The 26960-nt window shown below is 62.4% G+C and carries 23 protein-coding genes and 1 pseudogene; 8 read left to right on the forward strand and 16 right to left on the reverse strand.

Annotation, left to right across the window (positions count from 1 at the left end; translation table 11 throughout):
- Window positions 1-219: 219 nt before the first annotated feature.
- Together NVV77_RS15495 and NVV77_RS15500 are read right to left on the reverse strand one after the other, a co-directional pair.
- A pseudogene (locus NVV77_RS15495) lies at window positions 220-2179 on the reverse strand (MacB family efflux pump subunit).
- A 152-nt stretch (window positions 2180-2331) separates the two neighbouring features.
- The gene (locus NVV77_RS15500) at window positions 2332-3537 is read right to left on the reverse strand and encodes an efflux RND transporter periplasmic adaptor subunit (RefSeq protein ID WP_295414814.1); all 1206 of its coding nucleotides are present in this window, start codon (window positions 3535-3537) and stop codon (window positions 2332-2334) included.
- Between the two features lie 175 nt (window positions 3538-3712).
- On the opposite strand from NVV77_RS15500, the gene NVV77_RS15505 reads away from it, so the two are divergent.
- A complete protein-coding gene (locus tag NVV77_RS15505) occupies window positions 3713-4489 on the forward strand; it encodes an SDR family NAD(P)-dependent oxidoreductase (protein WP_295414815.1) in 777 nt (258 codons plus the stop codon).
- A gap of 47 nt (window positions 4490-4536) precedes the next feature.
- Window positions 4537-5205, forward strand: a complete 669-nt coding sequence (locus tag NVV77_RS15510) for a hypothetical protein (RefSeq protein ID WP_295414817.1) — start codon at window positions 4537-4539, stop codon at window positions 5203-5205.
- A gap of 107 nt (window positions 5206-5312) precedes the next feature.
- Here NVV77_RS15510 and NVV77_RS15515 read toward each other — a convergent pair whose 3' ends face one another.
- Complete coding sequence (locus NVV77_RS15515) at window positions 5313-6350, reverse strand: Ldh family oxidoreductase (protein ID WP_295414819.1); 1038 nt, start codon at window positions 6348-6350, stop codon at window positions 5313-5315.
- A gap of 268 nt (window positions 6351-6618) precedes the next feature.
- On the opposite strand from NVV77_RS15515, the gene NVV77_RS15520 reads away from it, so the two are divergent.
- The 3 genes from NVV77_RS15520 to NVV77_RS15530 are packed head-to-tail and all read left to right on the forward strand — an operon-like array spanning window position 6619 to window position 10041.
- Window positions 6619-7635: an aromatic ring-hydroxylating dioxygenase subunit alpha gene (locus tag NVV77_RS15520; protein ID WP_295414820.1), complete on the forward strand. Its 1017-nt coding sequence runs from the start codon at window positions 6619-6621 to the stop codon at window positions 7633-7635.
- Window positions 7636-7684: 49 nt separating this feature from the next.
- Window positions 7685-9394 carry a Rieske 2Fe-2S domain-containing protein gene (locus tag NVV77_RS15525; protein ID WP_295414822.1) on the forward strand — a complete coding sequence of 570 codons (1710 nt, stop codon included), beginning with the start codon at window positions 7685-7687 and terminating at the stop codon, window positions 9392-9394.
- 2 nt (window positions 9395-9396) lie between these two features.
- On the forward strand, window positions 9397-10041 hold the full coding sequence (locus tag NVV77_RS15530) for a glutathione S-transferase family protein (RefSeq protein ID WP_295414824.1): 645 nt from the start codon (window positions 9397-9399) through the stop codon (window positions 10039-10041).
- 27 nt (window positions 10042-10068) lie between these two features.
- On the opposite strand, the gene NVV77_RS15535 is transcribed toward NVV77_RS15530, so the two are convergent.
- Complete coding sequence (locus tag NVV77_RS15535; protein WP_295414825.1) at window positions 10069-11196, reverse strand: hypothetical protein; 1128 nt, start codon at window positions 11194-11196, stop codon at window positions 10069-10071.
- Between the two features lie 228 nt (window positions 11197-11424).
- On the opposite strand from NVV77_RS15535, the gene fabV reads away from it, so the two are divergent.
- The gene (gene fabV, locus NVV77_RS15540) at window positions 11425-12594 is read left to right on the forward strand and encodes an enoyl-ACP reductase FabV (RefSeq protein ID WP_295414827.1); all 1170 of its coding nucleotides are present in this window, start codon (window positions 11425-11427) and stop codon (window positions 12592-12594) included.
- 220 nt (window positions 12595-12814) lie between these two features.
- On the opposite strand, the gene NVV77_RS15545 is transcribed toward fabV, so the two are convergent.
- Together NVV77_RS15545 and epmA are read right to left on the reverse strand one after the other, a co-directional pair.
- Complete coding sequence (locus NVV77_RS15545) at window positions 12815-13858, reverse strand: lysine-2,3-aminomutase-like protein (protein WP_295416154.1); 1044 nt, start codon at window positions 13856-13858, stop codon at window positions 12815-12817.
- A 20-nt stretch (window positions 13859-13878) separates the two neighbouring features.
- Window positions 13879-14937, reverse strand: a complete 1059-nt coding sequence (gene epmA, locus NVV77_RS15550) for an EF-P lysine aminoacylase EpmA (protein ID WP_295414829.1) — start codon at window positions 14935-14937, stop codon at window positions 13879-13881.
- A 126-nt stretch (window positions 14938-15063) separates the two neighbouring features.
- Between epmA and efp the strand changes: the two genes are divergently transcribed.
- Entirely contained in the window at window positions 15064-15633 is a 570-nt protein-coding gene (gene efp, locus NVV77_RS15555; protein WP_291416202.1) for an elongation factor P, read from the forward strand.
- Window positions 15634-15680: 47 nt separating this feature from the next.
- On the opposite strand, the gene NVV77_RS15560 is transcribed toward efp, so the two are convergent.
- On the reverse strand, window positions 15681-15902 hold the full coding sequence (locus NVV77_RS15560; RefSeq protein WP_295414831.1) for a DUF2934 domain-containing protein: 222 nt from the start codon (window positions 15900-15902) through the stop codon (window positions 15681-15683).
- A gap of 52 nt (window positions 15903-15954) precedes the next feature.
- The gene (locus NVV77_RS15565; protein WP_295414832.1) at window positions 15955-16443 is read right to left on the reverse strand and encodes a ferritin-like domain-containing protein; all 489 of its coding nucleotides are present in this window, start codon (window positions 16441-16443) and stop codon (window positions 15955-15957) included.
- A gap of 201 nt (window positions 16444-16644) precedes the next feature.
- Between NVV77_RS15565 and NVV77_RS15570 the strand changes: the two genes are divergently transcribed.
- Window positions 16645-17352, forward strand: coding sequence for a class I SAM-dependent methyltransferase (locus NVV77_RS15570; protein WP_295414834.1), 708 nt, complete (start codon window positions 16645-16647; stop codon window positions 17350-17352).
- Between the two features lie 117 nt (window positions 17353-17469).
- On the opposite strand, the gene NVV77_RS15575 is transcribed toward NVV77_RS15570, so the two are convergent.
- From NVV77_RS15575 to NVV77_RS15610, 8 genes are read right to left on the reverse strand one after another with little or no spacing between them, the layout of a single operon-like run.
- A complete protein-coding gene (locus NVV77_RS15575) occupies window positions 17470-18114 on the reverse strand; it encodes a ThuA domain-containing protein (RefSeq protein WP_295414836.1) in 645 nt (214 codons plus the stop codon).
- On the reverse strand, window positions 18111-19751 hold the full coding sequence (locus NVV77_RS15580; protein WP_295414838.1) for a DapH/DapD/GlmU-related protein: 1641 nt from the start codon (window positions 19749-19751) through the stop codon (window positions 18111-18113). Before NVV77_RS15580 ends, NVV77_RS15575 begins: the two co-directional genes overlap by 4 nt.
- Window positions 19751-20761 carry a hydroxyacid dehydrogenase gene (locus NVV77_RS15585; protein WP_295416156.1) on the reverse strand — a complete coding sequence of 337 codons (1011 nt, stop codon included), beginning with the start codon at window positions 20759-20761 and terminating at the stop codon, window positions 19751-19753. The genes NVV77_RS15580 and NVV77_RS15585 overlap by 1 nt, the downstream gene beginning before the upstream one ends.
- The gene (locus NVV77_RS15590; protein ID WP_295414840.1) at window positions 20758-22629 is read right to left on the reverse strand and encodes a DUF2264 domain-containing protein; all 1872 of its coding nucleotides are present in this window, start codon (window positions 22627-22629) and stop codon (window positions 20758-20760) included. Before NVV77_RS15590 ends, NVV77_RS15585 begins: the two co-directional genes overlap by 4 nt.
- Before the next feature lies 1 nt (window position 22630).
- A complete protein-coding gene (locus NVV77_RS15595; protein ID WP_295414841.1) occupies window positions 22631-23665 on the reverse strand; it encodes an ABC transporter ATP-binding protein in 1035 nt (344 codons plus the stop codon).
- Window positions 23662-24678, reverse strand: a complete 1017-nt coding sequence (locus NVV77_RS15600) for an ABC transporter ATP-binding protein (RefSeq protein ID WP_295414843.1) — start codon at window positions 24676-24678, stop codon at window positions 23662-23664. Before NVV77_RS15600 ends, NVV77_RS15595 begins: the two co-directional genes overlap by 4 nt.
- Before the next feature lie 24 nt (window positions 24679-24702).
- Window positions 24703-25839: an ABC transporter permease gene (locus tag NVV77_RS15605; RefSeq protein WP_295414845.1), complete on the reverse strand. Its 1137-nt coding sequence runs from the start codon at window positions 25837-25839 to the stop codon at window positions 24703-24705.
- Between the two features lies 1 nt (window position 25840).
- Window positions 25841-26833: an ABC transporter permease gene (locus NVV77_RS15610; RefSeq protein WP_295414846.1), complete on the reverse strand. Its 993-nt coding sequence runs from the start codon at window positions 26831-26833 to the stop codon at window positions 25841-25843.
- Window positions 26834-26960: the final 127 nt, after the last annotated feature.

A 26960-nucleotide genomic window follows, 5' to 3' on the forward strand; every position in this document is an offset into this window, starting at 1 on the left:
TTCATGGCGAGTTTAGGGCCAGCCTGCCGCAAAGGGCAAGCTAGAGGCCGGAACGTGATGGTTTTGAAAAAGAATACGTGGCCGATAGGCAACGGTTTTTGGAGGCTGGTGTCCCACCACAAACTCGGCGTCATCCCCGCGAAAGCGGGGATCTCTGTTTTGCGCACAAGCAGGGATTCCCGCTTTCGCGGGAATGACGCCGTGGAGGAGGAAGGTAACCTACTCCCGCGCCAGCGCCTCCACCGGATCAAGCCGTGACGCCGATCGCGCCGGCATAAAGCCAAACACAATCCCGATCAGACTCGCCGAGACAATCGCCAGCACGATCGATTCCGTCGAATAGACCAGCCTTGCCCCCGACACGAGCACCGACAATCCCTGCCCCAGCGCGAAGCTCAAGCCCACACCGGCCGCCCCGCCGACAAAGCAGACCAGCACCGCCTCGATGAGGAACTGGCGCAAGATATCGCCCCGCCGCGCACCGACCGCCATGCGAATACCAATCTCCTTGGTCCGCTCGCTGACCGAGACAAGCATGATGTTCATCACCCCAATGCCGCCCACCACCAGCGAGATCACCGCAATGGTCGAGATGAGCAGCGTCATGGTCTGCGAAGTCGACTGGATGGTCGTGCGGATCGTGTCGGTATTTTGCAGGAAAAAGTCCTGCGTCCCGCCATGGAGCCGCGTCAGCAGCTCGGTGATCTCGGCTTCGGCCGTAGCCATGTCGTAGTCGTCGGAAATGCGCACCGCGACCGAACTCAGGTAGGACTGCCCCAGAATTCGATCCATCACCGCGGTATAGGGCATGTAGACATTGGCCGAATTGCCACCCGGCCCGAAGCCGGATTGATTGGCGACGACTCCGATGACCCGCACCGGCACCTTGCCCAGCATGATCACCTGCCCGATCGGGTCTTCGCCATTGGTAAAAATGGCATCGACAGCATTCTGATCAAGCACCGCCTCCTGCGCCCGCGTCGTCACGCTGGTCTCGGTAAAACCCGAGCCCGACGAAAAGCTGCGGCCATTGACCTGGAAATAGTCCTCGCCCACGCCGGTGATCGACGCGCTCGACGCCGTATTGCGATAGCGCACCGTCGCCTGGCTCGATACCTGCGGCGAAACACTATCCGCGTAAGGCTGGCCCGCCAGCGCATCGGCATCCGTGGGTTTGAGCGTCCGCACCCTGCCCGAGCGCATGTCGCCAAAGCCTGAGCCGGGATAGACGTTGATCGTATTGGTGCCGATCGACGAAATGTTTTCGAGCACGCTCTGCTGGCTACCCTGCCCCAGGGCCACCACGGCCACCACCGAGGCAATGCCGATGATAATGCCGAGCATGGTCAGGAAGGTGCGCAGCTTGTGCGCCCCCATGGCCTGCAGCGCCATGGCGAGTGCCTCGCCAAAACTGTCGAGCCCCAGGCGCCAGCCTGGCTTGCGCCGCACCTTTTTCGCCCCGATTGGCAGCCGTATCGCGTTCGCCGATATAGCGATCATCGATGATCGACCCATCGGCAATCTCGATCACCCGCTGGCACTGATCGGCGATCTTGGCGTCGTGGGTGACGATGATGATCGTATGCCCGTCTGCATGCAGCTCCTTGAGCAGCGCCATCAATTCCTTGCCTGAATGCGAGTCGAGCGCGCCGGTCGGCTCGTCGGCGAGGATCACCTCGCCACCATTCATCAGCGCCCGAGCCACGCTGACGCGCTGTTGCTGGCCGCCCGAAAGCGCATTGGGTCGATGATGCAACCGTTCGCCGAGACCAAGCCGGGTGAGAAGCTCCACCGAACGCTTGCGCCGCGCCGTCGCATCAGCGCTCGCATAAACGGCCGGCACTTCGACATTTTCTACGGCGTTGAGATCGGGCAGCAGCTGATAGCGCTGGAAGATGAAGCCAAAATGCTCGCGCCGCAGCGCGGCCAGTTCGTCCGCATCGAACCTGCTGACGTCGCGACCATCGAAGAGATAGGTCCCTTCGCTGGCCCGATCGAGACAGCCCAAAATATTCATCAGCGTAGACTTGCCCGAGCCGGACTGGCCGATAATGGCCACCATCTCGCCGCGATGGATATCGAGATCGACACCCTTCAATACGGCCACGCTCTCGCCGCCCGCAGCGAAGCGGCGGACGAGGTTCTTGATGGAGATGATGGGTTTCGAGCTTGCCGACACCCCCTCCCGGCCTCCCCCCATCTAGGGGGAGGTGCAGGTCTGTGTGCTTGGCAGCTTTTTTGCCCCCAACCGGATGCGGCACCTCCCCCTTGTGGGGGAGGTCGGGAGGGGGGTATCGGCGCGGCTTTTCAGTGTCGAGTGCATGGAACACCTCACCGCATCATGATCATGGGGCCACCGGCACCGCCGGGACCACCCATGCGGCCTGCCCCCTGCCCGCCCGCCGGCCGCGACACCGTAACCAGACCGCCGCTGACGACCTGCTCGCCCTCTTCGAGGCCGGAGACGATCTGCGCCGTGATATTGTTGTTGAGCCCGACCTCGATGCGGCGCGGCCGCGTTTCCTCGGTCTTGGGATCATAGACCATGACCATCACGGCCCCATCCGGCCCCTTGCGCGTCACAAGACTCGAAGGCAGCGTCAGCGCGCCCTTGGCCTCGTCGAGCACGATGGTCACCTCGGCCGTCATCGAAATGCGCAGGCGATGGTCGGCATTGGGCACATCGAAAAGGCCATTGTAGTAGATGGCGCTGCTCGAACTATCCGAAGTCGTGTCGCTGCTTATCGAGGTCGGCGCCGGCTCAACCTCGCGCAGCGTCGCCTCGATGCGATTGTCGGGTTCGCCCAGGATGGTGAAATAGACCTTTTGGCCCGGCACGACCTTGACCACATCGGCCTCGGAAATTTCGGCCTTGATCACCATGGTGTCGAGATTGGCGATCTTGGCGATGGTCGGCGTGGAAGAATTGGCATTGAGCGTCTGCCCTTCCTCCACCACCAGCGCCACGATCGTGCCGTCGCTGGGGGCCACGATCTGCGTGCGGGCGAGATTGAGCTGGGCCGATTCCACCGTGAGATTGGCCTGATCGATCTGTGCGCTCAGCTGGTCGATCTGCGCCTTGGACTGTTCCACCGCCGCCTGCGCCGTCTCAAGGTCGGTCTGCGACACAAGGCTACCGGCGCTCAATTGCGTATTGCGCGCCAAAGCCGCCTCGGCCTTGACCAGTACCGCTTCCTGATTGCGCTTCTGCGCCTCGATGCCCGCCAACGCTGCCTGCGCCGACTTCACCGCGTTTTCCTGATCGAGACTGTCGATCTCGGCGATAAGGTCGCCCTTCTTCACGTTCTGCCCGAGGGTGACATGAATGGCCTCGATGCGGCCCGATACTTCAGCACCAACGCTGACCAGCGAACTGGCTTCCAGCACGCCCGTCGCCAGCACCGTCGTCTCGATATCGGCCTTGGTGACGGCAGTCGTTTCCGGAACTGTTTTCGCTTCCGGCTGGCCGAGGAAATACCACCAGGCCGCCCCACCGCTGCCCGCGAGCACCAGCACCACCGCAAGTAATTTGGCCAAGCGTTTCAATATCTTAAAACCCCAAACATGAATCTCATGCTCAAAATAAGGAATTCGGGGTCGAACTTCACGTTAGGCTTTGGCAATGCAGCCTTAAACTTTGGAAAGGTTGACGCAGCCAGTCTGCCGGTCCACCTTGCCAGCCTCCCTTTCTGACCTTCCTTCAGGACCTGAAATGTACCAGCTGCTCGACCCCAGCCGCTTTGTCGTCTTCATCACCGGCGCCACCTCGGGCTTTGGCGAAGCGGCCGCCCGCCGCTATGTCGCCGCCGGCGGCAAGGTGATCGCGACCGGCCGCCGCAAGGACCGCTTGGAAAAGCTGCAGGCCGAACTCGGCGCCGACAACTGCTACATCATCGAGCTCGACGTGCAGGACCGCGCCGCGATGGAAAAGGCCATTGCCGAAATCCCCGCGCCCTTCAACGCCATCAACATCGTCCTCGCCAATGCCGGCCTTGCCCTCGGCCTCCAGCCGGCTGCCGAAGCCGTGCTCGACGATTGGGAGACAATGATCTCAACCAATATTTCGGGTCTGGTCTACACCGTGCGCCTGCTGCTGCCCGGTCTCATTGCCCGCGGCGGCGGCCATGTGGTGACCCTTGGCTCCGTGGCCGGCGAATATGCCTATCCCGGCGGCTCGGTCTATGGCGCCACCAAGGCCTTCGTGAAGCAGTTCGCGCTCAATCTGCGCTCGGACCTGCAGGGCAAGAATGTCCGCGTCACCAATATCGAACCCGGCCTGACGGAAACCGAATTCTCGCTGGTCCGCTTCAAGGGCGACGAGGGCAAGGCATCCGCGCCCTATTCCAAGACCAAGGCGATGAACGCCGAAGACATTGCCGAGAGCATTTTCTGGTCCACGACGCTGCCGGCCCACGTCAACATCAACAAGATCGAACTGATGGCCACCACGCAGGCAATCGGTCCCTTCGACATATTCCGCGAAGGCTGACAGCCTCTTATGAAACGGGCAGTATGGGGCCAGTTGTGGAGGTCCTCATGCTGCCCCGTCTGCTTCTCCCCGCCCTCGTTGCCGCTCTCCTGCCCGGCACCGCCCTTGCCGCGCCCGTCTCGCTGAAATCGCTCGGCGACACCTGCCTCGAAACCACCCTCAAGAACTGCACCGTGGCCGCAGCGGGCTATGTCGCCCCGCGCGACACGAACCGGCTCGCCTACCAGATCCAGTCCGGCGTCGACGAATATGAGGGCATGGCCGGCGGCGTGGTGGTCTTTGCCGAAACCGATGGCGCCCGGGAACTGCTCGCCAGCGACTTCAACGGCGTCTGGTATCAGCTGCCCCGCCTCTCCGAAGCCGAACCCATCCTCTTCCACCTGCCCGGCGTGACTGCCGGCACCGGCTCGTTCAATGCCGACGTCCTGTTCGAATTTTCCGCCGACGACAAGGAATGGCGCCGGGTGGACATGGATAGCTGGTGGGAAGGCGTCGAGGCAAAGCTGCCAAAAGGCCTCGAAATCTGGAAGGGCGTCACCTACGATTTCGGCGAAGACTATTGGGGCGAATACGTCGCCCGCACCAGCTTGTGGCAAGAAACCGACGCCAATTGCTGCCCAACGGGTGGCTCGGCGGTCATCCACTTTACGGTGGAAGATGGAGCGCTGAAGGCTGGGGATGTGGACTACGAGGAGCCGAAGGAAGAGGCGGAATAGGTCCCTCCCCCCGTCCGGCCACGGCGTCATTCCCGCGTAAGCGGGAATCCCTGTTTCACAACGGAGATCCCCGCTTTCGCGGGGATGACGCTGAGTTTGGGGAGGCTTCAGGCCAAGCCCAAAAACCTCACCGTATCCGGATCAACCGGTATCCCCTCGGCCCTCCGCCGATCCATCTCTTCCCACTCACGATCCCCCGGCGCCATCACCCGCCCGCCCTCGCGCACCCGCGACCCACGCAGGCTCTCGAGATAGCTCCCGATCGCCGCCGCAAAGACCGCGCGCCCGGCAAATTTGTCTGGATCGATCACCAGCACGAAATGTCCCATGTTCCGAGGCGTCGAAATATCGTCGCCGCCATACATGGGGATGAAATCGGGATCGAGCGTTGTCCCCGTCAGCAGCGCCGAAAACAGCGTCGCCACCCCCGCCAGCGCAGCTCCCTTGTAGCCATAATCCAAACCGCCGAGCGGCAGCAGCATGTCCGCCGCATGCGGATCGGTCGTCGGCTCACCATCGGCAGTTGCCGCAACACCCTCGGGCAATTCCTTGTCGAGCGAGCGGTGCAGCAGCACGCGATTGAGCGGAATGGACGAGGTCGCCATGTCCAGGAGCCACGGCCGCGCATTCGGCACGGGCGCGGCAAAGGCCAGCGGGTTGGTGCCGTGGAATTTCTGCGCCCCATCATAGAGCGCCACCATGGAGTCGGTATTGGTGGTCGCAAAGGTGACAAACCCCTGCTCCGCCCCCGCCAGCGCATAAGCGCCCGTCGCGCCCAGATGCGACGAGTGCTTTGTGCCCACAGCGCCAACCCCGGCCTGCCGCGCCAGCTCAATGCCAACCTCGACTGCCTTGTAGGCCGCATAGTGCCCGAGCCCATCATCGCCATGGACCATGGCGCTACCCGCGCCCCGGCTTTCCACCTTCAATTGCGGGTTCTTGTTGAGCCGCCCGCCGCCGAGCATTCTGCAATAGTGACCGGTCAGCCGCACGCCATGGCTGTCCACACCCACCAGCGACGCATGGATCATCGCCCTGATCGCCGCCGCCCGCGAAGCCGCGCTCGCCCCAGCCTCGGCTAGTCGCGTCTCAACACGCTCCCGCACAAGGGCTTCGTCAAAACGCGGCGAAATATCATCACTCATTGGTATCTCCCTCACCCCGTTCTACCCACCGCATCAACGAGACGAAAGCCGAAACCTCCCCCGTCGTCATTGCCCGACTTGTTCGGGCAATCCACCTCTCCGCGCGCACCGCCCTATCCCATGGATCACCGGGACAAGCCCGGCGATGAGGACGACGGAGAGAGGGATATGCACTGCCCATGCTTTAGCCGCACACCACCCTCACGCACTTTTTGTTGGCACTCGCATCCCGTGCCGCTATTCTTGAGCCAAAGTTGAGACCAGCCCCATGCCCAAAGCCCCCGATCAGACTACCAAAGACCTTTGGCACGTCGTCGCCGCAACCGATGAACTCGCCATCGGTCTCGTCGAAACGACGCTGCTGCTTGATCGCCGCATCGCCCTGACGCGCGGCCTCGATGGCGAACCGGTCGTGTGGCTCGCAACGGACGAGGAAAACGGCGACGAAATCGACGCCGAAACCGTGTTCGACCGCCTCCCGGTTCGCACCGCCTATGGCTACACCTGGACCTGCCTCGGCACCCCTTCGGCCGAACTCTTCCCGATCCCCGAATATGCCGAGCCCGACCGCACCAATATGAGCTGCGGCTCCATCGGCATCCACGTCTCCGCCCCGCGCGCCGTCGAAAACTTCCTCGACATGGGTCACTTCCCCTATGTCCACACCGACATCCTGGGTTCCGAACCCCATACCGAGGTCAAGGAGTACGACGTCGAGGTTTCCGAAGAACGCGACGAAGTGCTGGCCACCAAGTGCAAGTTCATCCAGCCCATGGCCGCCAAATCGGCAACCGGCGCGATGGAAGTCGAATATGTCTATCGCGTGCCGCACCCCTTCTGTTCGGTGCTCTATAAATCCTGCCCCGAGGACGAAAACCGTCGCGACGTCATCGGCATCTTCCTCCAGCCCATGACCGAAGAAACCTGCCGCGCACACCTGCTGCAGTCGATGATCGACTCCTATTCGACCGTGACCGATCTGCGCCGCTTCCAGCAGACCATTTTCGGCCAGGACAAGCCGATCCTCGAAAACCAGTACCCCAAGAAACTGCCGCTCGATCCGCGCTCGGAAACCCCGATCCGCGCCGACAAATCAGCCATCGCCTATCGGAGATGGTTGAGCCAGAAAGGGGATTACCTACGGTGTGATCCCGCAGGCCTCCTAGTATTCCACGGTGTCATTCCCGCGAAAGCGGGAACCTCCGTTACAAAACAGGGGTCCCCGCTTTCGCGGGGATGGCATCGAGATAAACCAACCCGCCCCGTACGCCAGGGCGGTTTGTGACTAAAAATTCGATCGTGGCGCGATCCTCAAACTTTTGGATCTGATCGACATGCCCCTGTCCCTCTCAGACCCCGCCTGGTACCCCATCGCCTCAAGCGAGGACTTGCCGTTCCGCCACGTCTATCAGGGCCAGTTGCTCGGCCGTGAACTCGCCGTCTGGCGCGCCGATGATGGCAATGTAAACGTCTGGGAAAACCGGTGCCTTCACCGCGGCGTGCGCCTTTCCATTGGCATCAATGAAGGCCAGGAACTGAAATGCCAGTACCATGGCTGGCGCTATGCCAACCAATCGGCCGGCTGCACCTATATCCCGGCCCACCCCGCCGACGCCCCGGCCCGCCGCATCGAAAACCGCAAATATCCGGTCAAGGAAGCCTTCGGCCTCATCTGGTCCGCCGCCAATGACGACCAGAAATTCGCGCCCTTCGCCGGCGCCGAAGGTACCGACTGGTTCCCGCTGCGCCCGATGCCGATCAATGCCACGCCAGAAGACGTGCTCGCAGGACTTGCCGGCCTCGCCCCCGATGACCAGCCGGCCGACCTCCTCCCCGGCATGGCCCTGCGCCTCGGCACAACAATCTACTTCGTCCAGCCCGTCGATGCCGGCCGCGCCGTCATTCGTGGCCTCATTGCCGGCAAGCCGGAAGACGAAGTGGCAACCCTCCGCCACTACAACGAGACGCTGACCAAGCTGCGCGATCGCCTAGAACGCGCCGCGGCCAGGAAGCCAACGCCCGAGCCGCTGCAGCCAGTTTTCGAAAAGGTCTCGGCCGACCTCGCCTCCATGCCCGACATCGCCATTCCGCGCGGCAACACCATGCCGGTCGTGGTCAAGCGCAAGTGGAAATCAGCCGATGGCGTCATCGGCTTTGAGCTGGCTGACCGCGACGGCAAGCACCTGCCGACCTTCCAGCCCGGCGCCCATATCGACGTGCACCTGCCCAATGGCCTGATCCGCCAATACTCGATCACCAACGGCCCCGGCGATCTTTCGTCCTATGTCATTGGCGTCAAGCAGGAGAGCGCCAGCAAGGGCGGCTCGAAGGTGCTCGTCGAAACGGTCCGCGAAGGTGACGTCCTCGCCATCTCCGAGCCGCGCAACAATTTCCCGCTGCGCCGCGACGCCACCCGCACCGTGCTCATCGCCGGCGGCATTGGCATTACGCCGCTGCTGTCAATGGCCCGCTTCCTCGACAAGTCGAGCCTGCCCTACGAGCTGCATTACTTTGCCCGCACTGGCGACGGCCTCGCCTTCCAGAGCGAACTCGCTGCGCTTCACGGCAAAATCGACCGCCATGTCGGCCTCGCCCGCGACGCCATCAAGGCCAAGATCGCCGAAGTGCTTGGCCAGTACCAATTCGCCAACCACGTCTATATCTGCGGCCCCGGCGCCATGCTCGAAATGGTGCAGGAAACCGCGGCCTCGCTCGGCTGGCCCGACGATGCGATCCACTTCGAATATTTCCAGAACGACAAGGTCATCGATTCCTCGTCCGCCTTCGACGTGGAACTCGCCCGCTCGGCCATGACGCTCCATGTCCCGGCCGGCAAGACTATCCTCGAAACCATGCGTGAAGCCGGCCTCACTGTCCCCTCCTCCTGCGAGCAAGGCGCCTGCGGCACCTGTCTCACCACCGTGATGGAGGGCGAGGTCGACCATCAGGACGTCTATCTCAACAAGACCGAGAAGGCCTCCAATACCTGCATGATGACCTGTGTCAGCCGCGCCAAATCTGGCCGCCTCGTGCTGGATATTTAGTAATGACCATAACGCTTTACGACTTCGAGCTCTCGGGCAACTGCTACAAGCTGCGCCTGCTCATGAATATCCTCAACCTGCCCTTCGAAATCGTGCCGGTGGATTTCTTCCCTGGCCGTCAGCACAAGGCCGACTGGTTCCTGCGCATGAACCCCTTCGGCCAATTGCCGGTGCTGAAGGACGATGATCTGACCCTCTCGGATTCCGGCGCCATCCTCGCCTATCTGGCCAAGAAGTACGACACCTCCGGAAACTGGTTCCCCGATGACCCGGCCGTCACCGCCGAAGTGCTGCGCTGGCACTCCGTCGCCGACGACATCACCTCGACCTCCTCTGCCGCCCGCCTCGCACTCGGCTATGGCTACGCCTTCGATATCGAGAAATCGCAAAAGGGTGCCCATCGCATTTTCCGGCTGATGGACGAACACCTCTGGTTCGGCGAAAAGTCCGGCCGCGACTGGCTCTGCTCTCCGGCCCATCCGACCACCGCCGATATCGCCTGCTTCCCCTATGTGATGCTGAGCGAAGAAGGCGGCATATCCCGCCAGGATTATCCCGCCCTCCGCCGCTGGACCGACCGCGTGCGCCGCGTACCGGGTTTTACGGTCATGTCCGGCATTTTCCCGGCCGGCCGGGCGAAGGAATAAGCTAAGGGCGCCTCTCGGCGCCCTTTTTCATTTCACCTTGCTCGCGCTCTTGGCGACCTTCCAGCTCACATAGTCATCGGCCGTGCAACCATAGGGCGCATTGCCGTCGCCGAAGCGCGCATAAAGCTGCTCGCAGCCCCAGGTGTTGAGCGGCTCGGGCATGATATTGTTGATCTCGATGCCAACCGCATCGAAGGCATCCGGCGCCACGGTGACGTAATAGAGCCAGAAGCCGAAGAACGCGACGACGGCCAGCACCAGCACAGCGCCACCAGCCAGCAGCCCCCGCACGATATTGGGCCCGCGCTTCGCCTTCGGCGGCGGATTGGCCGCGAGCCTTGCGCCACGCTGCTCCTGCTCGGCACCGAAAGCCGCCAGTGCCTGCTCGCGCTCGATATCAGTCAGTTCTACCCGTTCGAGATTGCGATCGAGCAGCACCGGAATGGCCACATGCTCGAGCTTGACCGCCACACCCACCTGCTTGCCGGTCTCATCGAGCCCGATCAGCGGCTCCTGCCCCTTGGCGAAATGCGTGCGCGTCGTACGCTTCGAACGCCCCTTGAGATGGTCGATATAGGACACGGCCATGCCGCCCGTGACCTTCTTCAACTCCGCGATCTCGACCGGCACCGGCGTCAACCGCCCCGGCGTCGCCGCTGCACGATTGGCTCCTGCTGCCTTCAAAGCCGTAATGATCGTCGCGATCGCGCCACCAGCGAACAGCAGCATGAACACGGCAAACACCGCCAACCGGTTCCACAGCATGTCGAGCCCGAGGCTCAGCGTCGCCAGCTCCGGGTCGTCCCGCGCAATCACCACGTCGACCATGTAGTCGCTGCTCGAAAAATCGAGAAAGGCCAGCGAGATATGTTTCTCGTAGCTCTGCCCGTCGACGCGATAGGTAATATCAGCCTCGCAATCGGTAAGGCCGCGGCGCGAGCTGCACTCGCCATCGCGCAGGTCCCAATCCTCCACCGTGCGTGGATCCTGGTTAATCTGCCAGTCGCGCCACAGGCCCGGCCCCTGCCACCAGACAAGACCCACTGCCAACGCCGAAAGCACGACGACTGTAAACAGGAAGCCCGCCGGCATCGAAAACGGCTTTGGAGCAATGGTCAGGGATCGATTGGGTAGCGGAAGGGTGACCTGGGACATGAAGTGCCTCTTCGAGTTGTCAGCTTTGGGGCCCGACTCGGCTCGAATAGGACAGCAGAGGCCAGTCACGAACCAGCCTTGAACACACCGCAATTGTGGAAAAGCTTGCTGCTCAAGCACCAGCACAGTTGCAGGTATCTCCCTGTCGAACGGGCAAAACCTGACGCACTCACTGGAACTCGGCCGCCAATCCCGCTATTGGCTTCTTAAGATCGAGGAGAAAATCCCATGATTATCGAGCCCAAAATCCGCGGCTTCATCTGCGTCACCGCCCACCCCACGGGCTGCGCCGCCAATGTGCAGCACCAGATCGACCATGTCGTCATCAAGGGTGCCATTCCTTCGGATCGCAAGCGCGTGCTCGTGCTCGGCTGCTCGACGGGCTATGGCCTCGCCTCGCGCATCGTCACCACCTTTGGCAGCGATGCCGATACCGTTGGCGTATCCTTCGAGCGCGAGCCGGCCGAAAACCGCCCCGCCTCCGCCGGCTGGTATAATAACCGCGCCTTCGAAAACCGCGCCCGCGCCGCCGGCCGCAAGGCCGTCACCATCGAAGGCGACGCCTTCTCCGACGCGATCAAGGCCGAGACCATCGAGGCGATCAAGGCCAATCTCGGCCAGGTCGATCTCATCGTCTATTCCCTCGCCTCCCCGGTCCGCACCGACCCCAAGGACGGCGTCACCTATCGCTCGGCCATCAAGCCCTACGGCCAGCAGGTGACCTCCAAGACGCTCAACCCCGCCACCGGCGAAGTTTCAGAAATCACCGTCGAACCGGCGACTGAGGAAGAAGCCCAGGCGACCATCAAGGTCATGGGCGGCGAAGATTGGGAACTCTGGATCAAGGCCCTGTCGGATGCCGGCGTTCTGGCTGATGGCTTCCTCAGCCTCAACTACACCTATCTCGGTTCCGAACTGACCTGGCCGATCTACCACAAGGGCACTTTGGGCAAGGCCAAGGGCGACCTCGACCGCGCCGCCAAGGCAATCCGCGCGACCCACGGCGAGAAGTCCGCCAATGTCGTGGCGCTCAAGGCCGTCGTCACCCAGGCAAGCTCGGCTATCCCCGTCGTGCCGCTCTATGGCACGCTGCTGATCAAGGTCGAGGACGAAATGGGCCTTGGCGAAGGCCCGATCCACCAGATCGACCGCCTCTTCCGCGAAAAGCTGCAGGGCGAAGTGGCCCTAGACGACGAAAGCCGCATCCGCGTCGACGATTGGGAACTTTCGGCCCCGATGCAGAAGGAACTCGAAAAGCGCTGGGCACAGTTGACCACCGAGACGCTGCCCGCGCTGGCCGACCTGCCAAAATACCGCGAAGAATTCATGCGCCTCTTCGGCTTCGCCGTCGGCGGCGTCGATTACAGCAAGGACGTCGATCCCCGCGTGGTCGAATAAGGTTTTTGGGGGCGCCGCTGGCGCCCCTTTTCGTTTATGCGTTTCACTAATTGGTTGAAGCTGTCTGCTCCAGTAGCCCTCATGGTGAGGTGCTTTGCAGAGCAAAGCCTCGAACCACGAGGGCGTGGCGCTAAGAGGCACGCCCTCGTGGTTCGAGGCTACGCTGCGCTTCGCACCTCACCATGAGGGCTACTGTTACTTCAGCCAAAACGTGAAGCGATCAGGCCGGCGGATAGGCGTGCTCTTCGCCCTGCCAGTCGCGCACCCTGAAACAACCGTCGCCGGCTGACACCGTCGCCGCCCCGATATCGGCCTTGCCGTAACCGCCGGGAATATCGAGCACATAGGTCGGCTGGCAGAGCCCCGAAATCCGCCCGCGCAGCGCCGCGACCAGCTTCTGGCCCTCTTCAATACTCATACGAAAATGGCTGGTACCCGGCGCCAGATCGGGGTGGTGCAGGTAATAAGGCTTTACGCGGTTCTCGACGAACCCGCGCATCAGCGCCGCCAGCGTTTCGACATCGTCATTGATGCCGCGCAGCAGCACGGACTGGCTGACGAGAACCACTCCGCCATCGACCAGCGCCTTGAACGCCGCCTTGGCCGCAGGCGAAAACTCGCGCGGATGATTGGCATGTACCGCGAGATACGTCGTCTTGCCGCTCGACGTCAGAGCCGCGACCATTTCCGCATCGATCCGCTCAGGCTCGACCACCGGCACGCGGGTATGAAAGCGCACAATCTTGACGTGCTCGATCTCGCGTAGCCGCTCCATCAACCCGGCCAACCGCCGTGGCGACAGCACCAGCGGATCGCCGCCGGTCAGGATCACTTCCCAGATTTCCGTGTGGCTGGCGATATAGTCCATCGCCGCATCGAGCTCCGCCGAAGTCAGCGTCCCCAATCCCTGCGGCCCCACCATTTCGCGGCGGAAACAGAAGCGACAATAGACCGGACACACATGCACGGCCTTCAGCAGCACGCGATCCGGATAGCGATGGACAATGCCCTCAACCGGCGAGTGCGAGAGATCGCCAATCGGGTCCTCGCGCTCTTCCGGCGTCGTCAGCAGCTCCGCCGCAGACGGGACGAACTGCAAGGCCATCGGATCAGCGGGATCATTGCGATCGATCAGCTCGAGCACGGCCGGCGTAATGCCGATGGCATACTTCTCCGCCACCGCCTCGAGGCCAGAGTTGGCCGGTACGAGCCTTGCAGCTTCCAGATCGGCCACGGTCTTCAGCGAGGCCGCCCGCGCCTTCATCGGCATTTTGGCAATCGCGCTCATTCGGCCACCGGCGCCCAAAGCACCGCCTCGATCCGTGGCGCACCTGTCGCCAGCATCAGCAGCCGGTCAAACCCCAGCGCCACCCCGCTCGCCTCCGGCATCAAGTCCAGCGCCTTCAGGAAATCCTCGTCGATTGGATAGCGCTCGCCATAGATGCGCTGCTTCTCTGCCATCTCCGCCTGAAACCGCACCCGCTGCTCCGCCGCGTCCGTCAGCTCGCCGAACCCATTGGCGAGCTCAACCCCACAGGCATAAACCTCGAACCGTTCGGACACGCGCCGATCCCCCGGCACGCGCCGCGCCAAAGCCGCCTCGCAGGCCGGGTATCGATCAAGAACCGTAACCCGCCCATTGCCCAATTGCGGCTCGACCTTCTCGACCAGGACCCGACTGAAGAGATAGCCCCAGCTCCGATCCTCCGGCACGTCGAGGCCAACAGCGATCATCTGCGCCGCCAGCGCATCGCCATCAGGCACGCCGTCATCGTCCATGGTCGCGAAGAGGTCGATACCCGCATGCGCAAGAAACGCATCGACAACGCTCACCCGCTCTGCCCCAGCGCGCGGATCACAAATCCGCCCGCGAAACTCGAACTGCGAAATCCTCGTCACCTCGGCGGCCAACTCAATAATCGCCAGCGTATCGGCAATGATGGCGTCATAAGCCTCACCCACCCGATACCATTCGAGCATGGTGAATTCCGGATGGTGCAGCGCCGAGCGCTCGCGATTGCGCCATACATGCTGGAGGCTCGCGATCCGCTTCTCGCCCGCTGCCAGCAGCTTCTTCATGGTGAATTCGGGCGAAGTGTGCAGATACATCGCCTGCCCCTCCCCATCGTTCCCGATCATCGTCGTGCCAAAGGCATGCAGATGCGTCTCGTTCCCCGGCGAGCGCTGCAGCCCCGGCGGATCGACCAAGAGAAAATCGCGCTCCGCCAGCCACAGCCGCACCATCGCATCGAACCGGCTACGCGCAAGCAGGATTGGCCGCCGGTCGGCATGGCGTTCAGGCGCCCACCAGGGCGAGGGATCGGCAATGTCGAACGAAGTCATGCGGGTTTCTTGCCGTGCGGACTGGCGAAATGGCGCGGAATAGGGTATCGGGCGCTCGACAATAGCTTATCGGCGCGGGACGGCCCTGCCTCTATTACGCGCCAAACGATCGAACAAGGAAGAAAAATGGTCAAGGTCATCGCCTCGTCCCTGCGCAAAGGCCATGTGGTCGAGCAGGACGGCAACCTGCACGTCGTCCTCACGGCCGAAAACGTTCACCCCGGCAAGGGCAACTCGGTGACCAACGTCACCATGCGTCGCATTTCCGATGGCGTGAAGGTGCTCGGCCGCTGGCGCACCGTTGAAATGGTCGAAAAGGCCGACGTCGATGACCGCGTCTACGACTACCTCTATTCGGACGGTGAAGGTAACCACTTCATGGAGCCGGAAACCTACGAGCAGCTCGTCGTTTCCGACGACGTCATCGGCGACCAGAAGGCCTACCTCTCGGACGGCATGAAGGTTCACCTCATGACCCACGAAGGCATCGCCCTCTCGATGGAACTGCCGCAGCGCATGACCTTCGAGATCGTCGAGACCGAGCCGGTCGTGAAGGGTCAGACCGCCTCTTCCTCCTACAAGCCCGCCGTCCTCAACAATGGCCTCCGCGTCATGGTCCCCCCGCACATCGATGCCGGCACCCGCATCGTCATCCTCACGGAAGACAATTCCTACGTGGAACGTGCAAAGGACTGAGCCGCAGCTCTCCTGAGAACAAAAAACGGGCCCATCTGGGCCCGTTTTCATTTCTCCTCGATCTGCCGTTCGGCCTCGTGCCAGTAGAGGTCCGAGCGATCCGGTGGCGTGCCGTCTTCCAGCCACCGATCATAGGCTAGCTGCCTTTGGTGCATGTGCTTGGCCCGGAGCCAATATTCCATCGCTCTGCCCTCCGGCCGTCCATCCTGTTCCCAGAGAAAATAAGCCGTGTCCCTCACGCGCTCCGCCAGCGCCGAATTCTTGTGCATTGCTCTTGCCGCAGAATGGGGGTGAACGCTTGCCCGCTCACCCCGTCGAGCTTCAGGCCGCCTTCTTGTTGACGACGCTGGTCGCCAATTGCGTCAGCTTCTTGTCCGTCGCTTCTTCCTCGGCCAGCGTCTGGCCAAAGAGATCGGCCGCTTCGGTATGGCCAAGCTGCTTGGCCCAGGACCGCAGCGTGCCATAGCGGGCAATCTCATAGTGCTCCACCGCCTGCGCCGCAGCGGTGAGCCCGGCATCAAGCGCCTGGGTGCCCTTGAACTCATCCATGATCGATTTGCCCTCGTCCAGAATCCCGAGGATCGCGTCGCAGGTTTTGCCGCGCGGCGTCTTGCCGAGCAGTTCGAACACCCGCTCCAGCCGCTCCACATGGCCTTCGGTTTCCGTGTGGTGCTGCTCGAAGCCGGCCCGGAGTTCGGGCGAGGTCGCAGCCTTGGCCATCTTGGGCAGCGCCTTCAGGATTTGCCGCTCGGCATAGTAGATGTCCTTGAGGGTTTCGAGGAACAGATCATCCAGTTGCTTTTCAGCCATTTGTCGGTCTCCGGGTTTTCGCTTGAGGCGACGCTGCACCTGCAACGGGTCGTGCCGACCAAAGTTCCGGCCCCAGGCGATCACGATCTAGACCCGGCCGATCACCATCTGGCCCGGCCGATTACCATCTGGCCCCGGCCGATCACCATCTGGCTCAGCTGCTCCACCTCGCATAGAGTTGCGCCGAGGAGAATCTGCCCCATGCCGACTTCGCTCTATCCGGCCGATTTCTACGCCAATCGCCGGGCCCACACGGCGCATGCCGCCAGCCGCATCTTTGCCGCCCTGCCCGAAAAGCTCCCGCGCAATCGCGTCGCCGATATCGGCTGCGGCACCGGCACCTTCCTCGTCGCCTCCGGCGCCAGCTATCAGTTCGGCATCGAGGGCGATTGGGTAAAGCCCGACATGCTCGACGCCCCCGACATCGTCTTCGAAAGCCGTGATCTCGAACAGCGTTTTGCTGGCCCCCGGGTCGACCTCGTGCTCTCGCTCGAAGTCGCCGAGCACCTGTCCCCCGAGCGCGCCGAAAGTTTCGTCGCCGACCTCGTCGCCATGGCTCCCGCAGTGCTCTTCTCCGCCGCCATCCCCGGCCAGGGCGGTGTCGGCCATCTCAACGAGCAATGGCCAAGCTATTGGGCCACGCACTTCGCCGCCCATGGCCGAAAACCCTATGACGTGCTGCGCGACAAGATCTGGACCGACGAAGCCGTCCCCGCCTGGTACCGCCAAAACGCTATTTTGTTCCTTGATGACGAGACAGCCGCCGCTCTGGCTCTCAGCGCCAGCGACCCGGCCCTGCTCGACCGCGTCCACCCAGCCTTCTGGGCCAGAGCCAATCGCGAACTCAAATACGCGAACGCCCTGCCAGAGTCAGAAGTGCTGCGGCAACAGGCGCAGCAACAGCAGTAGGATATCCCCACCCCACGGCGTCATTCCCGCGAAAGCGGGAATCCCTGTTCGAGCGCCTGAAACAGAGATCCCCGCTTTCGCGGGGATGACACCGTTTTTCTTTGGAACGAAGAGCGCCTACCTGGCCGCCCACAATAACCCGCGCTTCAAGATCGTCCTCACCTGCGGAATTTCCAGCTCATCCGCAGTGTGCCCGAGCGAGGAATAAAACACCCGCCCCTGATCATGCGTGGTCGTAAATACCACCGGCATCACAACATCCTTGCGCCAGGGATGAAACTCCCCCGAGAACCTGGTCGTGGCCAATACCTCAACCGCCGGATCATAGTTCAGATAATACTGCTCCGAGGTATGCTCAAAGCTTTCGATCCCCGCCATGATCGGATGATCCGAGCGCGTCACATCGACCTTGTAGGTGATGATATTGCCCGGATGCTGCACCCAATAAACGCTGGCGGCATAACGGAACGGCACGCTGGCGCGAAACGTCGTCGCCAGCCCCATGTGATAGCCCGCCAGCCCCGTCCCCGCCCGAATGGCGGCGACGAGATTGTTCATCTTCTCGGGCGCCAGCGTACCGTCGGTAATGACAGGCACAACGAGGTCATTGCTGCCGACATCCTCGGCACCCAGCGCCTCATAATCCGGCGTCACGGTGACGGCAAAACCCTCTTCCTCAAGCAATTGCCTGACGACATTGGCGCCGCGTTCCGGCGTATGCAGCTCCATGCCGCCCCAGACGACGAGTGCTTTTTTGGTCATAGCCCCAATCCCACCGCCTCAGTCCGATGCACGCCCTTGGGCACGAAGGCAAAGGCATCTTCAATGCCCAAAAGCTTCGCAGAAAGATGCACCACCGACAGCCACATTTCCGTGCCCTGCAGCCCCGGCGTCTGCCCATCGGCAAAGGCAAAGCCCTTCCCGTCGATCCAGCGCTCGCCCGCCCGCGCGATGACCGAGCGCGCAATCTGCTCAGCTTCCGCGCGCCGATGATCGGTCTGCTGAAGGCACAACAGCAGCGGATGAATGGTGTCGAGCAGGTTACAGGCCGTGTAAGTTCGCCCCGAGAAACCACCGTAATTCCGATGGTTGAGCAGCACTGAGTCGATCGCCGCTTCCGGCCGCGGGACAGCAATGCCGAACTGGGCATAGGTGCCGCGGGTCAGCCGATAAAACCCATTGACCGGTTGCAGCAAGCCCTCTGCCGCCGTCTGTGAGCCCCAAAGCCCCGCGCCGCGATCCTGCCGCATCGCCAGCCAGCCAAACAGCGTTTCGCGCGAGGTGCCGGTCGTAAAATACCGCGCATTGAAATAGAGCGCCGTGCCGATCGCATCGACCGCCGCCCCTGCGCCCCAGGCCCGCTCGCGCCAGGGCAGGCTTTCAAGCCAAAGCCGCAGCTCTGTCGCCGGTATCTCCACCGCCTCGACCCGATGCAGCGGCTGCCCGCCCAGCACCTCGATCGCGTAACCCGTCGAGAGCACATTATAGAGCGCCAGCCCATCGTCGCGCTGCGCCGTGCCCGGCTTGGGCGCTTGGAACGGATCGGGGAACAGCCCGGTTACCGCGTCCTGCACCGCCTGCAAGCGCGCCAGCGTCCCCGGCACATCGAGCCCCGGCGGCAATTGATCGAACGAAGCCGCGATCTCGATAGCATCGCAAAGATGCCGATTGCTCCGCCGAGCCTCGCCGTCATGCTCGCGCGACACATAGGCTTCGCCATCGAAATTCTCGGCCAGCACGTCGCGCCACTGTTTTCCCGCCCGATCCCCCAGCGCCTCAAGCTGCTTTCGCGTGTCGTCCTTGCGGCCCCGCCCGCGAAAACGCAGCACCTTGGCCGGCACGCCACCAACGATGGCCATCGCTGGCACATCCTTGCTGACCACCGCTCCGGCAGCGATCACCGCCCCGCGCCCAATGGTGACGCCATCGACGATAACCGCATTGGCCCCGACCCAAACATCGTCCTCGATGGTGATGCCGAGGCTCTCGTGCTTCTGCAGATAAATCGGCATATCGGGATCGTCATAGCCGTGGTTGAACCCGACGAGCGAGGCATGGCTCGCGATCCGCACACCATCGCCGCAGCGCACTTTCCCCGAAATCATCGCATAGGGATTGACCGTGCAATGCGTGCCGAACTCGACATCGCCACGCACCAGCGCGTGCCCGCCAATCCAGCTCTGCTCGCCCAAAACCAGATGCGTCGTAAAGATCGCCGCATCCGCCGCCACATAAGCACTCGGCGCAAAGCTCGCGCCCGCCCGCAGCGCCAGCTCCGCTTGCCGCGCCCGATGCTCCTCGCTATCGACGTCTTCAGGCTTCCGATCCCAGGTCAGGAATTGCAGGCGGGCATTCCACCAGTCTGCGTCCTCACCCGGCAAGGGACCAATGCTGTTCATCACGCCAGCCTTTCCAGCAATTCCGGCTGCACTTCATAGAGCATGGGCTTGCCCTCGATAAAACGTTCGATCTCTTCCACCGCCATCAACCCCAGCCGCAGCCGCTCGGTGCCAATGGCCCCCGCCACATGCGGCGTCAGGAAAACATTGGGCAGTGTAAAGAGCGGCGAGTCATCATGCGGAATTTCCGGATCGGTCACATCGATGACACCAAAGATCCGCCCTGTCTGCAACTCGGCCACCAAAGCCGCCTCGTCGATCAGCCCGCCGCGTGCGGTATTGATGAAGGTCGCTCCGTCCTTCATCAGTTTCAACTGCCGCGCCCCAATCATGCCCCGCGTCGAAGGCAGGAGCGGGGCATGGATGGAAACAACATCCGACCGCGCCATAAGCGCGTCGAGTTCCACCAGCTCCACCCCTTCGAGATCAGGATCACCCGCCTGCACGAAGGGATCATAGAGCAGCACGGAAAAATCGAAATTGCGCAGCAGTTCGATCACCCGCCGCCCGATGCGCGATGCCCCGACAATGCCCACGGTCCTGCGGAAATTGCCGATTTCCGTATCGCCCAGCGCGTAGCTGGAGCGGCGGTTCGGCTCCTGCCGGTAGAGATCGCGCAGGGTAAAGATGTGCTTGGCCGAAAACAGAATGGAAGCCAGCGTGAATTCCGACACCGGCACCGCATTGGCCTCGGCCGAATGCGTCACCCTGATCCCGGCCACATAGGCCGCCGGGTCGACGGTGAATTTCACCGTCCCTGCCGCATGGGCAATCAGCTTCAGGTTCGGCGCCGCCCGCAAAAGCTCCGGCCCGATCATCGGACAGCCCCAGCCGGAGACGAGGATTTCTGCCTCGCCCAGAAGCCGCCTTGCCTCGGGGTCGGAGAAATTCTCGATCGGCTCGCGCTGCAGGAGCTGGCAGGTCTGTTCGAGGCGGTCGCGAAGAGCGTCGTCGAAGACATGCCGCGTCTTGTCTGCCGCCATGGCAAAGAGAAGTTTTGGACGCATCAGTTCCGCTCCGGCACCAATATGGCACTGACATCAACACCCTCACGGGCGAAGAGCGCCTCAAGCGCGGCAAGGTCAGGCGCATGCGGCGGTGCCACGAGCGCAGCCTCGGCCTCCGCGCCCGCCGGCAGGGCCATGGCCGCCGTCATCAAGACGGTCGTTCCCACCGGAATATCGCCGAGCAATTGCGGCACGATCGATTTCGAGACGACCAGGTTCGTATTGGGCAGCGCCCGGAACGCCCGCCCCTGGCGCTTTCCACCAAGATCGAGAATGGCACTGACATCGGTCTTGCTCTTGGCCACCCCGCGTCCTGGCTCATCCACATAGGTGTCGGCATTGAAGTCAGCCCGGCCGATGGCGAAACCGCCTTCGGTCGCCTGCAGGGGTCGCGGCGTGGTAATGCGATGGACGCGCACATGCCAGTGATGGGCCGGAACAAGCCAGGTCTCGACCGTTACGTCAGCCCACGGCTTCCAGCGCGCAAACAGCACATTTTCGGCGATCTGGGCGACCTCGTTGCCTTCGCGCACCCGGTAATGCAGCCCGTCATCGGTAAAGGCCAGCATGCCGTCAAACGCGCCGCTATCGTAGTCGCGGTCGTCCGACTCCACCGAGAAGCCGTAGCGCGACGAATAGACGAACTTGCTATACTTCTCCGCGCCCTGGCGCATGTGCCAGGTCTTGCGACCGAACCGCACCTGCTGACCGCTCGAGAGGGCTACCACATTGCCCTTGGTGTGCTGCATCACCATGCCCGGATGCTTTAGGGGCACGGGCTTCGCATGGAAATCGGCCTCGACTTCCTCCGCCGTCCAGAACGGATGGTCAGCCGGCAGCGCCAGCGGCAGGAAGGCTTTCAGCGCCCAATAGGGCGAACCCGCCGAATTGTAGCTCTCGGACATGAAGAGGTTGGGATAGCCGTAGCCGATCGACAGCACGCCGTTGGCATGCGCAATCGGCAGCTTGCTCCACCAGCGCAGATGCCGCAGGAAGTGCCCCTTGATGACACCCCAGGGCAGCGCCTCGACATCGGCAAAGGCCAGAGCGCCCCAGAAACCACCGCAGGCAAAGCGATAGGTGAGGCTCCGCCCGAAGGCCAGCGTGCCGCCATCCTCATCGAACCAGTGCTGGATGTCTTTGGCAAAGAGCCGCGCCCGCTCCTTGTAGTCGGCCACGCGCTTCTCATCGCCATTGGCGAGTTTGGAATAGATCAGCCCATAAAAGTGCATGGCGAAGGGAATGTAATGGTCGACCCGCCGCACATTGCCGTCGCGATACCAGCCACCCCCGAGATAGAAACCCTCCAGCTCTTCGAGGTACTTGTCGGTCAGCGACCGATCGAAATCGACCCCACACTGTTCAAGCCCAAGATCGACCAGAATGCGGAAGAACTTCCAGTTATTGTCCGCATAGTCGAACTTGCGCGCATGCTTCAAATAGGCCGCCAGATTGTCCTTGGCCTTCTGCGGCAGCGGATCCCACACCAGATGCGGCAGCATCTTCATGGTAAAGCCGATGGCCGCAAGTTCCACCTGACGCTGGTCAGTGCCGTTCACCGTGCCCCAATATTCCGGATGCTCGGGATCAGTGCCATTGGCGAGGCCCTGCCGGTAAAGCTCCCAGTGGTCGAACTCCCCACCGCCCGCCGCCAGCGGCGTCAGGCCCCAGAGCGGGCGCGCAAAACCTTCGAGATCAGCTGCGGCGCGATCGAAATGCGCCCCAGCCCCATCGAGCCGCACGCGGGCCGACCCTTCGGAGAAATAGGGCAGCAGCGGCTGGAACAGGTCGCGAAGCCCCTTTTCGACATCATCTCGCGACTTGAGGGGGTTTCCAAAAAGTGGATTGGCCGTGGCCGGATCATAAGTCATTTCAAGCAAAAGCCTTTTGCGGCGCAGCGTCGTAAGCGCCCTTGAGATCGAGTGTTTCGGCAAAGTGGCAAGCGGCCATCTGGGCCGTGCCATTGATGGGGCGCAGCACCGGCTTTTCGGCCCGGCACTTGTCCTCGGCATACTTGCAGCGCGTGTGGAACGGGCAGCCCTTGGGCCGGTTGCCCAGGTAAGGGATTTCGCCCTTCAGTTCCTTGTTCCGCCCCTTGCGCCGGCTGGGATCGGCAATGGGCAGCGCTTCGAGCAGCATTTCCGTATAGGGATGCCGTGGCCGCTCAAACAGCAGCTCGGTCGGCGAGGTCTCGACCACATGGCCGAGATACATCACCACCACCCGGTCGGCGATGTAGTTCACCACGCCAAGATCATGGCTGATGAAGATATAGGTCAGCCCAAACTCTTCCTTGAGATCGTCGAGCAGGTTCAGCACCTGCGCCTGGATCGACACGTCGAGCGCGGACACCGCCTCGTCCGCAATCACCAGTTTCGGATCGAGCACCAGTGCCCGGGCAATACCGATGCGCTGCCGCTGCCCGCCCGAAAAGGCGTGCGGATAGCGCCCGATGGCGTCGGCGGGGATGCCCACCTTGGCGAGGGTGGAAACCACCCGCTCCTCCAGCTCCCGCCCCTTGCAGATCTTGTGCACCCGCAGCGGCTCGGCGACGATGTCGAACACCCGCATATTGGGGTTCAGCGAGCTCATCGGGTCCTGGAAGATCATCCGGATGTCGCGCCGCCACGGCTTGATGGCCTTCTTGTCGAGCGACGTCAGCTCAACCTTCTGCCCGCCTTCCTGATGGTAAAACACCTTACCCTCAGTCACAGGCTGCGCCTTGATGATGCAGCGCCCGAGCGTGGTCTTGCCGCAGCCGCTTTCGCCAACAATGGCCAGGGTCTCCCCCGCCTCCACCGTCAGGTTGATGTCGTTGAGCGCGACCAGCTCCCGGCTCTGTTTGAAGAGCCCGCCGCCAAGCGTATAGACCTTCGAGAGATGTTCGACGGAAAGCAGCGTCGTCATGCGAGCGCCTCCTCTTTGACCTGAGTGAGGAGATGGCAGCGCGCCATATGGCCCTCTGTGACCTGCGTGCGCTCCGGCCGCGTGCCGGCGCATGGCCCAAAGGCATGCGGGCAACGGCTGGTGAAAGAGCACCCGACCGGACGATCCTTGGGCGACGGCACCGTGCCCTTGATCGGCTGAAGCCGCACACGATCGGCCTTCCGCTGCAATTGCGGCACCGAGTTCATCAGCGCCTGCGTGTAAGGATGTTTCGGCGCCTTGAAGACTTCAAAGACATCCCCCTGCTCCACCACATCGCCGAGATACATCACCGCAATATCGTCGGCGATTTCAGCGACGACCCCGAGGTCATGGGTGATGAACAGCATGGCCATGCCGAAATCGTCCTGAAGCTGCCGCAGCAGGTCCAGAATCTGCGCCTGCGTCGTCACGTCGAGCGCCGTGGTCGGCTCGTCGGCAATCAGCAATTTGGGCGTACAGGCCAGCGCCATGGCGATCATCGCGCGCTGCCTGAGGCCGCCCGAAAGCTCGAACGGATAGGCATTGGCCCGATCCCGCGCGCCGGGCACGCCCACCTGGTCGAGTAGCGCAATCGTGCGCTCCCGCGCCTGCTTGGGCTTTAGTCCTTCATGCAGCACGATGATCTCGTCGATCTGGTTGCCGATCGTATGGACCGGCGACAGCGAGCTCATCGGCTCCTGAAAGATCATCGAAATCTGCGCACCGCGAATGGAGCGCATGGCGGTGCTGTCGGGCTTGAGCCGGGCAATATCGACCTGCCCGTCGCGCCCGTCATAGACGATCTCGCCGGTGCGAATATCGGCATTCTTGTCGAGCAGTCGCAGCACGGCCCGGGCCGTCACCGACTTCCCGCAGCCACTTTCGCCCACCAGAGCCAGCGTCTTGCCAGGCGTCAGCGTCAGGTCCACCTGCCGCACCGCCTCGATATCGGGCTCATCGGGCGAGGTGAAGACGATCGACATGTCATTGATGGAAAGGAGGGGCTTGGTCATGCCAGGCACTCCCGAAGTTGAAAATTACCGGCCATGAGGATCAGCGGCGTCGCGAAGGCCGTCCCCGAAGAAGTTGAGCGAAAGGATTACAATCACCACGCATAAGCCCGGAGCCAGCAGCCACGGCGCCGTCGCCAGCGTGCGGATATTCTGCGCTTCCTGCAGCAGCGTGCCCCAGCTGACGATCGGCGGCTGCAACCCGAGCCCGAGGAACGACAACGCCGTCTCCGCCAGGATCATACCGGGAATGGCGAGTGTCGCTGCCGCAATGATGTGGCTGGTAAAGCTCGGCACCATATGCCGCGTCACGATCCGCCAGTCGCTGGCCCCATCGAGCTGCGCCGCAGTCACGAAATCTTCCGTCCTGAGCGACAGGAAACGCCCGCGCACCACACGCGCCAGTTCGGTCCAGCCGATAAGGGACAAGATAATCGTGATGGCAAAGTAGGTTTGTAGCGCAGACCAATCCTTGGGCAGTGCCGCGGCAAGCCCGAGCCAGAGCGGAATGGTCGGCATGGAGCGAATGAACTCGACCACACGCATCACAGTGCTGTCGAACCAGCCGCCGTAGTAACCCGCGAACCCACCGATCACGATGCCGAAGAAGAGGCTCAGCGTCACACCGGCAAGACCAATGGAAAGCGAAATGCGCGTGCCGTGAATAAGACGGCTCAGCATGTCGCGACCCAACCGGTCGGCCCCCAGCACATAGAAGGGATCGCGCGGGTTCTCGACGCCCATGAATTTCACCGACATGGGGATGAACCCGGCCAGGTAATAGGGCTTTGAGGGTGCGAAGAACTGCACCGGAATGATCACTTCCGGATCGATCACGAAACTGCGGCGCATGGCCTTGGGATCGACCTCGGTCTTGTAGCCATTCACATGCGGCTGGAACGCCCAACCGCCATCTTCTGTGGCGACGATGAACTGCAATCCCTGCGGCGGCGCATAGGTGTAGCGCGCGCTATAGGCGGCAGGATCGGTCGGCGCTAAAAACTCGGCAAAGGCCGCGACGAGGTAGAAAAACACCACGATCCAGAGGCTGACCACGGCGAGCTGGTGGCGCTTGAAGCGCCGCCACATCAGGGCCAGCTGGGATTCGCGCTTGAGCCTTTTCGGCGCAACGTGTTCGGCCGGGGCAATCGTATCAACGGCCATATCACTTACTCCCATAGCGAATTCGGGGGTCGATCCAGGCCAGAAGCAGGTCCGAGATCAGGGTGCCGATGACGGTGAGCACACCGAGAAGCATGATGATCGCCCCTGCGAGATACATGTCCTGGCTTGTCAAGGATCGCAGCAGCAGCGGTCCGGCCGTCGGCAGGTTGAGCACCACCGACACGATCACCGAACTCGACACCAGCGCCGGCAACAGCCAGCCGATGGTCGACACCAGCGGATTGAGCGCCACACGCACGGGATATTTGAGAATGACCTTCCATTCCGACAGGCCCTTGGCGCGGGCCGTCGTCACATAGGGCTTCTTCAGTTCATCGAGCAGATTGGCGCGCAGGATGCGGATCAGCTCCGCCGTACCCGCCGTCGCCAGCACCAGGATCGGCGCCCAGGCATGGGAGAAGAAGTCCCACAGCCGCGGCAGGCTCCAGCGCGCATTCTCGAATTCGGACGAGAACAGCCCGCCGATGGTCGTACCGAACCAGACGAAGCTGAGATACATCAGCAGCAGCGCCAGGAGGAAATTCGGGATCGCAAGGCCGATGAAGCCGGCAATGGTCGCCAGATAATCACCCAGCGAATACTTCTTCACCGCCACATAGATGCCGATGGGCAGGGCGATGAACCACATGACGAGGACAGCGAGGCCTTCGACGAGGATGGAATTGCCGAGGCGCCCCCAGATCAGGGTCGTCACCGGCGCCTTCCACTCAAAGCTTTGCCCGAAATCGCCACGGAACAGGATGCCCGAGAACCATTTCCAGTATTGGACGATATAGGGCTCGCCAAAACCATATTGCACGCGCAGCGCCTCGATGGTCGCCGGATCCACCCGATCGCCATTGGCGCTGAGGGTCGCGAGATAAGTGGTGAGATAGTCGCCCGGCGGCAGCTGGATAATGGCAAAAGCCACGAAGCTGACGGCCCAGAGCGTAAGAACCATGGCGATGAGACGCCGGAAAACGAAACGCATCATGGGGCGTCTCCTTGGTATTACGAACTCGGTGCCTTGGAGGCACCCCCACCCTCATTCCCTCCCCACAAGGGGGAGGGAGGCGCAGGCTGAAATGTCTCGGTTCTATCGTCTCCCTCCCCCTTGTGGG

The organism is Devosia sp. (genome assembly GCF_024707125.1).
Classification (GTDB): Bacteria; Pseudomonadota; Alphaproteobacteria; order Rhizobiales; family Devosiaceae; genus Devosia.

Coding starts and splice junctions, on each gene's coding strand:
- NVV77_RS15560 (WP_295414831.1), bottom strand. CDS start 15,902: ATGCACAAGAATTCGGCGCTGGCGGAGCGCGTGAGGGACACGGCTTAT.
- NVV77_RS15520 (WP_295414820.1), top strand. CDS start 6,619: ATGCCCAAAGCCCCCGATCAGACTACCAAAGACCTTTGGCACGTCGTC.
- NVV77_RS15545 (WP_295416154.1), bottom strand. CDS start 13,858: ATGAAGGCGCGGGCGGCCTCGCTGAAGACCGTGGCCGATCTGGAAGCT.
- NVV77_RS15525 (WP_295414822.1), top strand. CDS start 7,685: ATGCCCCTGTCCCTCTCAGACCCCGCCTGGTACCCCATCGCCTCAAGC.
- NVV77_RS15570 (WP_295414834.1), top strand. CDS start 16,645: ATGCCGACTTCGCTCTATCCGGCCGATTTCTACGCCAATCGCCGGGCC.
- efp (WP_291416202.1), top strand. CDS start 15,064: ATGGTCAAGGTCATCGCCTCGTCCCTGCGCAAAGGCCATGTGGTCGAG.
- NVV77_RS15610 (WP_295414846.1), bottom strand. CDS start 26,833: ATGATGCGTTTCGTTTTCCGGCGTCTCATCGCCATGGTTCTTACGCTC.
- NVV77_RS15530 (WP_295414824.1), top strand. CDS start 9,397: ATGACCATAACGCTTTACGACTTCGAGCTCTCGGGCAACTGCTACAAG.
- NVV77_RS15600 (WP_295414843.1), bottom strand. CDS start 24,678: ATGACCAAGCCCCTCCTTTCCATCAATGACATGTCGATCGTCTTCACC.
- NVV77_RS15505 (WP_295414815.1), top strand. CDS start 3,713: ATGTACCAGCTGCTCGACCCCAGCCGCTTTGTCGTCTTCATCACCGGC.
- NVV77_RS15565 (WP_295414832.1), bottom strand. CDS start 16,443: ATGGCTGAAAAGCAACTGGATGATCTGTTCCTCGAAACCCTCAAGGAC.
- fabV (WP_295414827.1), top strand. CDS start 11,425: ATGATTATCGAGCCCAAAATCCGCGGCTTCATCTGCGTCACCGCCCAC.
- NVV77_RS15580 (WP_295414838.1), bottom strand. CDS start 19,751: ATGAACAGCATTGGTCCCTTGCCGGGTGAGGACGCAGACTGGTGGAAT.
- NVV77_RS15515 (WP_295414819.1), bottom strand. CDS start 6,350: ATGAGTGATGATATTTCGCCGCGTTTTGACGAAGCCCTTGTGCGGGAG.
- NVV77_RS15590 (WP_295414840.1), bottom strand. CDS start 22,629: ATGACTTATGATCCGGCCACGGCCAATCCACTTTTTGGAAACCCCCTC.
- NVV77_RS15535 (WP_295414825.1), bottom strand. CDS start 11,196: ATGTCCCAGGTCACCCTTCCGCTACCCAATCGATCCCTGACCATTGCT.
- NVV77_RS15575 (WP_295414836.1), bottom strand. CDS start 18,114: ATGACCAAAAAAGCACTCGTCGTCTGGGGCGGCATGGAGCTGCATACG.
- epmA (WP_295414829.1), bottom strand. CDS start 14,937: ATGACTTCGTTCGACATTGCCGATCCCTCGCCCTGGTGGGCGCCTGAA.
- NVV77_RS15605 (WP_295414845.1), bottom strand. CDS start 25,839: ATGGCCGTTGATACGATTGCCCCGGCCGAACACGTTGCGCCGAAAAGG.
- NVV77_RS15595 (WP_295414841.1), bottom strand. CDS start 23,665: ATGACGACGCTGCTTTCCGTCGAACATCTCTCGAAGGTCTATACGCTT.
- NVV77_RS15510 (WP_295414817.1), top strand. CDS start 4,537: ATGCTGCCCCGTCTGCTTCTCCCCGCCCTCGTTGCCGCTCTCCTGCCC.